The 10,598-nt window shown below is 33.3% G+C and carries 10 protein-coding genes and 1 pseudogene; 8 read left to right on the top strand and 3 right to left on the bottom strand.

Features of this window, described 5'->3' with window-relative positions; all coding sequences use genetic code 11:
- The first annotated feature begins 2 nt into the window (after positions 1 to 2).
- The 3 genes from EAG08_RS10950 (at position 3) to EAG08_RS10945 (ending at position 1,332) form a co-directional block, all read left to right on the top strand.
- Positions 3 to 467, top strand: a complete 465-nt coding sequence (locus EAG08_RS10950) for a hypothetical protein (RefSeq protein WP_129535463.1) — start codon at positions 3 to 5, stop codon at positions 465 to 467.
- Positions 468 to 885: 418 nt separating this feature from the next.
- Positions 886 to 1,008 carry a hypothetical protein gene (locus tag EAG08_RS22650; RefSeq protein WP_262696727.1) on the top strand — a complete coding sequence of 41 codons (123 nt, stop codon included), beginning with the start codon at positions 886 to 888 and terminating at the stop codon, positions 1,006 to 1,008.
- 72 nt (positions 1,009 to 1,080) lie between these two features.
- Complete coding sequence (locus tag EAG08_RS10945) at positions 1,081 to 1,332, top strand: hypothetical protein (protein WP_129535462.1); 252 nt, start codon at positions 1,081 to 1,083, stop codon at positions 1,330 to 1,332.
- Positions 1,333 to 1,986: 654 nt separating this feature from the next.
- Here EAG08_RS10945 and EAG08_RS10940 read toward each other — a convergent pair.
- Positions 1,987 to 2,205 carry a hypothetical protein gene (locus EAG08_RS10940; RefSeq protein WP_129535461.1) on the bottom strand — a complete coding sequence of 73 codons (219 nt, stop codon included), beginning with the start codon at positions 2,203 to 2,205 and terminating at the stop codon, positions 1,987 to 1,989.
- A gap of 445 nt (positions 2,206 to 2,650) precedes the next feature.
- Positions 2,651 to 3,421, bottom strand: a complete 771-nt coding sequence (gene surE, locus EAG08_RS10935) for a 5'/3'-nucleotidase SurE (protein WP_129535460.1) — start codon at positions 3,419 to 3,421, stop codon at positions 2,651 to 2,653.
- Positions 3,422 to 3,566: 145 nt separating this feature from the next.
- Between surE and EAG08_RS10930 the strand changes: the two are divergent.
- Positions 3,567 to 5,694: pseudogene (locus EAG08_RS10930) on the top strand (carboxy terminal-processing peptidase).
- A 68-nt stretch (positions 5,695 to 5,762) separates the two neighbouring features.
- Here EAG08_RS10930 and EAG08_RS10925 read toward each other — a convergent pair.
- Positions 5,763 to 6,266: a superoxide dismutase family protein gene (locus tag EAG08_RS10925; RefSeq protein ID WP_129535459.1), complete on the bottom strand. Its 504-nt coding sequence runs from the start codon at positions 6,264 to 6,266 to the stop codon at positions 5,763 to 5,765.
- Positions 6,267 to 6,405: 139 nt separating this feature from the next.
- Here EAG08_RS10925 and EAG08_RS10920 point away from each other — a divergent pair, with 139 nt between their 5' ends.
- From EAG08_RS10920 to EAG08_RS10910, 4 genes are all read left to right on the top strand, one after another.
- Positions 6,406 to 7,308: a GyrI-like domain-containing protein gene (locus EAG08_RS10920; RefSeq protein ID WP_129535458.1), complete on the top strand. Its 903-nt coding sequence runs from the start codon at positions 6,406 to 6,408 to the stop codon at positions 7,306 to 7,308.
- A gap of 251 nt (positions 7,309 to 7,559) precedes the next feature.
- Positions 7,560 to 8,087: a carboxypeptidase-like regulatory domain-containing protein gene (locus tag EAG08_RS22070; RefSeq protein ID WP_228446515.1), complete on the top strand. Its 528-nt coding sequence runs from the start codon at positions 7,560 to 7,562 to the stop codon at positions 8,085 to 8,087.
- The gene (locus EAG08_RS10915) at positions 8,072 to 9,781 is read left to right on the top strand and encodes a TonB-dependent receptor plug domain-containing protein (protein WP_228446513.1); all 1,710 of its coding nucleotides are present in this window, start codon (positions 8,072 to 8,074) and stop codon (positions 9,779 to 9,781) included. Before EAG08_RS22070 ends, EAG08_RS10915 begins: the two co-directional genes overlap by 16 nt.
- 46 nt (positions 9,782 to 9,827) lie before the next feature.
- A complete protein-coding gene (locus EAG08_RS10910) occupies positions 9,828 to 10,484 on the top strand; it encodes a hypothetical protein (RefSeq protein WP_129535457.1) in 657 nt (218 codons plus the stop codon).
- The last annotated feature ends 114 nt before the right edge of the window (positions 10,485 to 10,598 follow it).

Here is a 10,598-nt window from a genome sequence, read left to right as displayed (position 1 = left end):
ATATGAAAAATTTACTTATTGTTTTGGTTATATTGTTTCTAGGTTGTTCTAAAAAAGAAACCGAAAATATTATTGTTTATCAGATAACTGTAAGTTATACAGGGCATGAAAACTCTCCATCTCAAAAAATTATTCTTACAGACAGGAAGCCGAATGAGAATGTTTTCCCAGAGGTTAATTATCAAGTAGAAAAAAAAGATTTGATGAAGATCGAAGAAATATCTTACTCAAAACTAAAAGAATTCAATGAGGGTTTGTTACTTTTAGTTAAAATTACTAAAGATAATAAGATTCAAAAATATTATTTCAATAAGAATGATGGTGTTGAGATTTTAGATAAAATTAAAAAAATAACTTCACATAACAACAATGATCGATTAAATGCTGATCTTTCTGATCTACAATTAAAAACTAAAAATACAAATAAGCAAAATTGGTATAATGATGTAAGGGTTATAAGACGTTAAAAACTTGTTAATCAATAAATAGATTATAGGATGAATTTTACCAGGTCAATTTATATTAGTTATTGTTATGCGAAGGCATTCTCAACAAAACATATAAAAGATTATAATATTGGTGGTGCTTCTTAAACCATATCAAAATAATGATTCGTTTTATTATGCCAAGAGAGATTATGTTGAAAATTCTTGGATAAAAGAAGGAAATAAACATACTTTTAGAGATCTGCCCACTCGAGCTAGACTAAGTACTCCCACAGGTTGAAGAGCTGAACTGTCATTGGTCGGTTTTAACAGTAGTGGAGCTCACGCTGTACATACATTGTATTATGGGTTTAATTTATACTCATCAGGTCATAGTCTAACCATGCCTCTTACAAGTATTCAATATACAAATAGATATTGGTGGTTAAAAAAATAGAATATGAAAAATCTACTTATTGTTTTAGTTGTATTGTTAGGTTGTTCTAAAAAAGAAACTGAAAATATTAATGTTTATCAAATAACTGTAAAATATACAGGACCACGAGATGCTCCACCTCCATAATTATTCTTAAAACACGAAGCCTAATGAGAACATTTTCCCAAAAGTTAATCATCAAATAAAAAAGAAGATTTAATGGATATTGAAAAAAATTCCTATTCAAAAATAAAAAAATTCACTAAGGAGTCGAGAGTACTAGTTGAAGTAAATAAAGATAACAAGCTTGAACAATATTTTTTCAATAAGAAAAATGGTGTTGCAATTTTAGATAAAATTCTGAAAATAACTTCCCATTATAATAACGAAGGATTAAATGATAATCTTTTTTATCTACAAATCGTAACAAAGAAAAATTGGAATGGTGATACAGAAATTATAGAGCGTTAAACTATTAGTAATAGATATTGGTGGGTAAAAAAAATAGGATTTGAAAAATTTACTCATTATTTATATTGTTAGGTTGTTCTAAAAAAGAAACCGAAAATATTAATGTTTATCAAATAACTGTAACCTATATAGGTTCACGAGAGACACTCTTCCATAAAGAGTGTAAGTCAAAAAAGTTAGGGCTTGGCTTTTATAATCTGAGCCTTTTTTAAAAAAAACTCGAAAAATGCGAGGTTTTTGTATATAAAATCATTGTGTCCTTTATATGAAATAGAACAGCTAAAACATAGCAATATTTTTAAATCTAGAAACAATCATAGAGGTATCCATTGTTGCTAACAGACGAAATATATCCATTTCCAGAGCTGACAAATATAAAATTACCATCTACTTTTTCCCACTCATAGTTCGTGTTATTGGCATTCCATTCATTCCTATACCGTCTACAACAGCATTAAATACCGGCCCATAGCTTCCACTATTAATACATACCGTATCATATGGATTCCCACAAGAAGCTTAACTCTGACCCGCCAATCCAGACATTTTTAGTTACTGTATTAGATCTGCCATCTCCTTGAAGAAAAGCCTGTAATGTAACATTTCTATTTGCATTAGGTTTAGGGTTGATATCAACTAAGGTAAGTTGGTTGGTCAGTTGATATCAACTAATGAAGTACCGTCAGTCACTGACAATGTAATAAATGGTGCAAATCCGGTGGTAAAAGCTAAAGGCGATCCGTTACAGCAAACGATATCTTCTCTGCCAATTTTAATTTTATCACCACAAAGATATGCTGATGCACGTAAAGTATTTTGAACACTTAAATTTGCAGAAAGTTGATCTTTAAAAGATAATCCCCGCTCCCGCACGAATCCTTTCGTGTGGGAGTTATAGATTGATTACCTACAATAAATATCTTCTTTTACTAGACGCTAAATTAGTATATCCAATCTTTTATATAAATATTTAGATTACTAATCCTTCAAATTTATTTGAAAATTTTGATGTGATTCAAAAGTGGTTGATATTTATGATAAAATCAAAAGCTTAAATCAAAAGTATAATGTAATTGCTTGATGGTTATTTAATTGTTTTTTAGTTTTTGGTTATATTTAAGTTTTTGATAAAAGACTTTATAAAAGCTTTCGATAAATTATAGAATTAAAATTTAATTTTTAGCCTTCAGATTCCAAGTCTTGTCCCTAAGCTTCGGGACTGGTTCTTATGTTTGACTACGTCGAATCTTCAATTTCAAGACAAAACAACATAAACAATAAAAAAGCGTGAGAATAATTTTCTACGCTTTTTTTATTTTTAATCAAATTTCATCACCTCATTCAGCGTATTCATATACTCATAAGCCGTCATATCAAATTTCACAGGAACAATAGAAATATATCCGTTTGCCAAAGCCGTTTCGTCAGCATCTTCAGACTCATCCATATTATTGAAATATCCGGTTAACCAGTAATATTTTTTACCGTGCGGATTGATTCGTTCATCAAAACTTTCTTCCCATTTTGCATTGGCCTGTTTACAAATTTTTACGCCTTTAATTTCCTCTTTTGAAAGTTTAGGAATGTTTACATTGAGAACAACACCTTTAGGCATCGGGTTTTCCAATGTTTTTCTTACGATTCCCTGAATATATTCTTTGGCCTGTGTAAAATCTGCTTCCCAACTGAAGTCAAGAAGCGAAAAACCAATCGAAGGAAGACCTTCCACACCGCCTTCTACCGCAGCAGACATCGTTCCTGAATAAATTACATTGATCGAAGAATTGGCGCCATGATTAATCCCTGAAACCACAATATCCGGTCTTCTCGGAAGAATTTTATCTAAAGCCATCTTCACACAGTCTACAGGAGTTCCGCTGCAAGAATAATCTTTTTGTGGACCTTCAAGCTGAACTTCTTCGTAGCTTAAAGTCGAGTTGATAGTGATTGCGTGACCTTTTCCGCTCTGAGGAGAATTGGGAGCTACCACGATTACTTCTCCGATTTCGTTCATAAATTCTACAAGATTTCTGATACCGGGAGCCGTAATTCCATCATCATTGGTTACCAGAATAAGTGGTTTTTCCATAAAAATTAAATTTTAACAAAATTACTTAAAACTAATTGATAATTATAAATAAGGTATTAAATTTGATAGTTTGTAACAGTCATTTAATAAATGCTACTTATTGAATGATTTTTTTTAAACTTAATAAAATATACAATACAGATTTATGTGGAAAAATTTTAAACTAAATAAATTTCTACTCCTTATTCCATTGACAAGTCTTATGTTTTGTTTCAACTCGCCAAAAAATGACGATGAGAAAATGCAGACGATAATGGTGAGCGTTAAAAACACCCTTTCTTATTTACATTACAGCCCAAAACCTATCAACGATGCCTATTCGAAAGATGTTTACAAACATTATTTCGAAATGATCGATCCGGGAAAAAGATATTTTCTGCAGTCTGATATGGCAGAATTTGGCAAGCACGAAACCAAGCTTGACGATTATCTGAACATGGGCGATTTGTCCTTCTATAAATTGACGGTTGACAGATTGTACCAAAGAGTTGACGAAATCGATAAAATCACTCAGGATATTTTCAGCAAACCAATTAACCTGGAAGAAGATGAAACTTTGACTTTGGAGTCTAAACTTAAAAAAGTTCCGACAGATAAGAAAGAGCAATATAATGAATGGAGAAAATTCATCAAATACAATATTCTTCAGGAAATTGAATCGATGAACAGCAAAGAAGAAGCGCAGAAAGAAAAGAAAGATTCTGTACAGAAATACAAGTTGAATGACACCATTAAATTGCAGATTCTTACGCCTGAGCAGAAAAAAATCAAAGCAACTGACGAGGTGAAAGATTTGGTGAAAGAAACGTTCACCAGATTCCAAAAAAGAAAAAAATGGATTGGTTTACGGTGTATATGAATGCGTATACTGAAGTTTTCGATCCGCACACGAACTATTATTCTCCAAAAGATAAAGAAGATTTCGATACTCAGTTCAAAGGAAAGGTGATCGGAATCGGAGCAATCATTCAGGAGAAAAAAGGTAATCTTTTCCTTGGGGCATTGACGATTGGTGCACCGGCTTGGAAATCTAAAAAGCTTTCAGAAGGGGATAAAATTCTTAAAGTAAGATCTAAACCAAAAGAAGATGCAGTAAATGTTGTCGGAATGCTTTCTGATGAGGCAGTGAGATTAATAAGAGGTGAAAAAGGAACTCCGGTTACTTTGACGGTTCAGAAAAAAGATAAAACGATTGTTGAGGTGACGATGATTCGTGAGGAAGTTGCGATTGAAGACACTTTCGCAAGAAGTATTATTGTAAACTCTCCAAACGGGAAAAAATACGGAGTCATTAATTTACCAAGTTTTAATGCAGATTTTGAAGACGAAAAAGGAAGAAATGCTTCTGATGACATCAAAAACGAAATCGTAAAACTGAAAGCTCAGGGAATTGAAGGAATCGTTTTAGACCTTAGAAATAACGGTGGTGGTTCATTGACGGAAGTGGGTGACATCATGGGATTATTTATGAATGCAGGTCCTTATGTTCAGGTGAAAGACGGAAACGGAAAAATTCAGACTTTGAAAAATAAACAGGAAACTCCGATCTGGACGGGTCCTTTAGTAATTATGCAAAACGAACTGTCTGCTTCAGCTTCTGAGATTTTAGCAGGTGCAATGCAGGATTACGGAAGAGCAATCATTGTTGGTTCTCCACAATCTTTCGGTAAAGGTACCGTACAGACTTTTGTTGATCTAAACAGATTCTTAAATACAGAAGACGATTTCGGATCATTAAAACTGACGATTCAGAAATTCTACAGAATCAGCGGAGAGTCTAACCAGAGAAAAGGTATCGTATCAGATATCAGAATGGAAGATTTCTTCACGTATGCTGAAGTAGGTGAGAGATATGATGATTTTGCTTTAGCTTGGGATAAAATTCCGAGTTCAACTTATCAGAAATTGAGTTATTTTGACGTAAAAGCTTTAGAAAAATCTAGCAACGATAGAATGGCTAAAAACACCAACTATCAGTTATTGCTTGAGTCTGCAAAATGGAGAGAGCAATTAGATAAAGAAGAAACCATCACTTTGAATATCAATAAATTCAATGACCTGATGAAGCAGAGAAAATCTCAGATTGAGAAATTTAAAGCTTTAACTAAATTTGAAAACGGTCTTAAATTCTCAATGTATCCTGCAGAAGTTGAAAGAGAGAAAAAAGATGAAGTATTCAAGAAAAAATCTGAAATGTGGATCAAAAATCTTAAAAAGATACTTACCTTCAGGAAGCGATGAACATCATTGCAGAAATGAAAGCTAAAGTTTAAGATTATAAATTTAAAAAGAAGCGGCGCTAATCGAAGATTAGCGCCGCTTCTTTTATTTAATAGATAAATTATTTAATTTCGATACATCCCACTCTTCCGCCAGCATTTCCGGTTGGCTGAGTTTGATAATCATCTTTCCCGGCATGAATGATTAGGCCTTTCCCCATAATATTTTTAGCCTCTTCAGGACAATCCAAACACCATTTATCCGTTTTAAAGGTCAGTTTTGCCTTTCCTTCATGATCAGCAACCAGATTTCCGATATCGCCCATGTGAAAGTGTGCATTTCCCCATTTTCCGTGGTCAGATTTTGAAGGATTCCAATGTCCTCCGGCAGATTCTGCGGTAGGTGATGAGCAGTCGCCTTTCTCATGAATGTGCACGGCATGAATTCCGGGAGTTAAATTATTGACTTCTAAGTTCAGCACCACATCATTTCCGTTTTGTGTAAATTTTGCTGTTCCGTCAGTTTTTGTTCCGCTTTTTGCTAAAATGTTGTAGGTTTTACTCGTACTGCAAGATGCTGCAAATAAAGCGCAACCCGTTAATAATGTTAAAGTCTGTAGTTTCATAAATTAATATTTAAATGTTGTAATCTTAAATTTAATAAACAATTTCAGAACAGTTTATGATTTGAAATCGTTTTCTGCAATTAGCAATAAAAGACAAATCGTCCTCAAATTATCTTGATACCTTTGCAAAAATTTTGTCTTGAAAGAGTATAAGAAAAGAATGGTAAAAATCATTCAGTATATAGATAACAATCTTGATACCGAACTAAGTTTAGAAAAAGTTGCGAAAATAGCAGCCTATTCACCGTTTCATTTTCACAGAATTTTCAAGATGATCATTGGAGAAACTTTGCAGAATTATATTTTTAGAAAAAGAATAGAAAAAAGTGCATTCTATCTTTCATTGAGAAAGAACTTATCGCTAAAAGATATTTATCTGAATTTAGGATTCTCCAGCCATTCAGATTTTAATAAAGCTTTTAAAAAATATTACGGAACATCTCCTTCAGAATTTAGAAAACTCAGTCCGGAAAAATTTCATACAATTTCGCCAATACAAAGCAAGAACGGACAAGTAGATACCGTTTTTGACCAATACATTTGCAACATAGAAAACCTATTAAACTGGACAACAATGAATTTAAAAATTAAAGTAGCACATCTTCCGGAAATGAATCTGGCAGCTGTAATGAGCCTTGGTATTGCAAATGTAGAATCTTCTTTTAATCTTCTGATCGATTGGGCAAAAGAAAAGCAGTTATTTCCCCGAGAAAATCTTAAAATGATTTCTGTTTATCATGATAGTTTTAAAGTGACAGCCGCGGATAAAGTAAGAATTCATGCCTGCATGCTTCTGGATGAAAAATTGGAGAAACAAGAAGGAGAAGTGTTTCCTGAAACCTTGGAAGCTGGAAAATTTATCGTCGGAAGCGGAGAAGTTACCCTTGCTGATTTCGAACAATCTTGGGTATCTTTATTTTTATGGATGAAAGAAAACGGTTATTCAACTCGCAAAGCACTTCCTTTCGAAATCTATCACTCAAACTTTAAAGAACATCCTGAAGGAAAAATGGTTGTTGATTTCTGCATTCCAATTAATTGATACAATAGCAAATCCTTCGTGCATTTAAAACTTGTATTGCTTGAATAAGTGAAACGCCCTTGTTTACCTTAAAATAATGGGTATTTTTTGACAAAAAATCTTAGTTTTTCTTTGCGTTAAAATGTATGCGAGGTTAAAAAATAGACAGAAAACTCTTTAAATACGGTTCAGATTTCAAATTCTACAGCTCAGCAACAAAAAATTCAAAACAATAAAAATTCATCATATTTTTGATTCGAATTAATACAGCTATGAAAACAAAACTATTATTTCTTGTCTCTTTTTTCTTATTTATACTGAGCTTTTCTCAGACAAAAATTACAGGAAAAGTGACTTTTAAAAATAAAGGCGTAAGTGAAGTCAGCGTGACGCTGAAGGATACATACGACGGAGCAACAACAGATATGGAAGGAAATTTTTCTTTTGAAACGACTGAAAAAGGCAACCGTATTCTCACTTTCGTACATCCAAAATATAATGAAATTGAAAAGACTATTCTCATCGCAGATCAGGATGTCTACATGAATGCAGAACTGAAAGAGCAAATCAACGAAATAGATGCTGTCGTAGTTTCGGCGGGTTCTATTGAAGCGAGCGATAAAAAAAGAGCAACCGCTTTGCTTACACCGATTGATATTTATACAACGGCTGGTGCTGACGGACAAATTTCTTCCGCTCTAAATTATCTTCCCGGTGTACAAAAAGTGGGCGAGACAGAAGGATTATTCGTTCGTGGGGAACAGGAACTGAAACCAAAATTTTTATGGACGGAAGCTTAATCAATAATTATTTTTCAAGTTCCGTTCCCGGAATTGCGGGAAGAGACCGCTTCAATACGTCTCTTTTCAAAGGAAATGTTTTTTCGAGTGGCGGGTATTCTGCTCTTTATGGGCAGGCGCTTTCCGGTGCTTTGATGCTTGAAAGTGTAGATCTTCCCGATCAGAGCTCTTATGATTTCGGGGTTTCACCGATATTTTTAAATGGAGGTTTTCAGAAATTAAGTGAAAATAAAGATCATTCTTATGGAGCGACCTTAGGTTATTCAAACTTAGGTTTGATGCAGGACGTTTTTAATTTTAATACCGACTTTATTGATGCTCCACGAGGTTTTAACGGTGATGCAAACTTTAGAATCAAAACAAAGTCCGGCGGATTTTTTAAATATTACGGAATGTTTGATAACAATAAAATGGGCGTGAAAACCGAAAGTTTAGAACCGGGATACGATTTTGCATTGGTAAGATTAAAAGGAAAAAACACGTATCACAATTTGTCTTTAAAGCAAAAATTCGGGAAATATCTTTTAAATACAAGTGCCTCATATTCTTATAACCAATCAGATTTAAATTTCTCGACAGAAACCAATGACATTGAATCAGAAAAAACACAATTATTGAATGATGGAAATTACATTAATTTTAAAGCGGTTGTCGACAGAAAAATCAATAAAATAAGCGCTTTACGAGGCGGGTTTGAATTAAATTATGCCAATGAAAAACTAAATTTCGGCGAAGTCAATAAAAATTATCGGGATTTGATTTCTTCTGCTTTTGTGGAAACAGACTTAGGTTTCAGCAATCACTTTTCTGCAAAGATTGGCGTGAGAGGAGAAAACTCTTCTTATCTTAATAAAACTAATATCGCACCACGTTTTGCTTTGGCTTATCGTTTAGCAAAAGACTGGACAACCTCTTTCGCTTACGGATTGTTCTTTCAAAATCCTGAAAGTAAATACATTAACTCATCTGCGAATTTAGATTTTCAACAATCACAACACTTTATTTTTCAGGTTCAAAGGTCAACAGAAGGCCGAAGCTTGAGGTTTGAAGCATTTTATAAAAAATATGATGAACTGATAAAAACACAGAATATTGTTCCGAATGGTGACCAGAACCAACAGGTACAAACGGCCTTTAACAATAACGGAAACGGTTTTGCAAAAGGATTGGAACTATTCTGGAGAGATAAAAAAACATTCGAAAATATAGATTATTGGGTCAGCTATTCATTTCTTGATTCCAAAAGAGATTTTCTGAATTATCCTGTAAGTTTAAAACCGAATTTCGCTGCAGAGCACACCATTTCCCTTGTTGCCAAAAGATTTATCCCCGAATGGAAAACTGGCGTTAATCTGTCGTACACCTACGCAAAAGGCAGACCTTATTATGATATAGTTACTCAGAATGATAAAAATATTATTCGAAATGAAGGCAGACTGAAAGATTATAATTCTCTCAATTTAAGCTTTAATTATCTACCCAATCTTGGTAAAAAAGATGCAAAAGCGTTTACTATTTTTGTTGTGAGTATTTCAAATGTTTTAGGAACAAAAAACATTTACGGCTATAACTTTTCACAAAACGGATCAAGAAGTTCAGCGGTCGTTCCGCCGGTTAACACGTTTGTATTTGTGGGGATGTTTATCAGTTTTGGGGTAGATAAAACACAGGATACAATTAATAATAATCTATAATATTATCTTTAAATCATAAAAAACAATTTTAAAAAATTTAGAAATCATGAAAAAATACATTTTAAGTTTTGCTTTAGCTTGTATGAGCTTACTATCTTTTGCTCAGGCTAATTACGAAAAAGTAATGAAAGAGAAAATCGCTAAAATTGAAACCTGTAAAACACCAGAAGACTTTCAGGCTTTAGCTAACGATTTTCAGAGAATTGCTGAAAAAGAAACTACAAAATGGCAGCCGAATTATTATACCGCTTTTTCCTGCATTCAAAAAGGAAGAGTTTTGATGAGAGAAGGAAAAATGCAGGAATTGGATGCTGTCGCAGATCAGGCTCAAAAATATATTGATGCTGCTGGAAGTACAGATAAAGATAATTCTGAGATTCATTTGCTTCAGAAAATGGCTTATTCACTGAAAATGATGGTCAATCCTCAGGAAAGATATATGACTTTCGGGATGAAAGCTCAGGAAGAATTAACGATTGCTGAAAAATTAAATTCAGATAACCCAAGAGTTAGCTTAATCAAGGCAGAAGACACCTACTTCACACCGGAACAGTACGGAGGAAGCAAAACTAAAGGCATTGAACAGTTCAAAACAGCCTTGGAAAAGTTTAATGCCTTCAAGCCAAAAACTATATTAGATCCTGATTGGGGGAAATCAGAAGCTGAATATTTTATCGGATTGGGAGCTTCATCTACAAAATAATTTAAATAAGAACAACCTGAGAACCTTCTATTGCGGAAGGTTTTTTCAGTTCAGAAAACAAAATCAACCGTTCGGTAACAAATAATTTTTGTAGCAGATAATTTGATTTATTTT

It is taken from the genome of Chryseobacterium sp. 3008163 (assembly GCF_003669035.1).
Lineage (GTDB): Bacteria > Bacteroidota > Bacteroidia > Flavobacteriales > Weeksellaceae > Chryseobacterium.
Note: the sequence above shows the minus strand (reverse complement) of the source record. Positions and strands in the feature narration are given on the sequence as shown.

Excerpts from the sequence above, each read along its gene's own strand:
- EAG08_RS10925 (WP_129535459.1), bottom strand. The coding sequence starts at position 6,266 with ATGAAACTACAGACTTTAACATTATTAACGGGTTGCGCTTTATTTGCA.
- EAG08_RS10950 (WP_129535463.1), top strand. The coding sequence starts at position 3 with ATGAAAAATTTACTTATTGTTTTGGTTATATTGTTTCTAGGTTGTTCT.
- EAG08_RS10915 (WP_228446513.1), top strand. The coding sequence starts at position 8,072 with ATGGACGGAAGCTTAATCAATAATTATTTTTCAAGTTCCGTTCCCGGA.
- EAG08_RS22070 (WP_228446515.1), top strand. The coding sequence starts at position 7,560 with ATGAAAACAAAACTATTATTTCTTGTCTCTTTTTTCTTATTTATACTG.
- surE (WP_129535460.1), bottom strand. The coding sequence starts at position 3,421 with ATGGAAAAACCACTTATTCTGGTAACCAATGATGATGGAATTACGGCT.
- EAG08_RS10945 (WP_129535462.1), top strand. The coding sequence starts at position 1,081 with ATGGATATTGAAAAAAATTCCTATTCAAAAATAAAAAAATTCACTAAG.
- EAG08_RS10910 (WP_129535457.1), top strand. The coding sequence starts at position 9,828 with ATGAAAAAATACATTTTAAGTTTTGCTTTAGCTTGTATGAGCTTACTA.
- EAG08_RS22650 (WP_262696727.1), top strand. The coding sequence starts at position 886 with ATGAAAAATCTACTTATTGTTTTAGTTGTATTGTTAGGTTGTTCTAAA.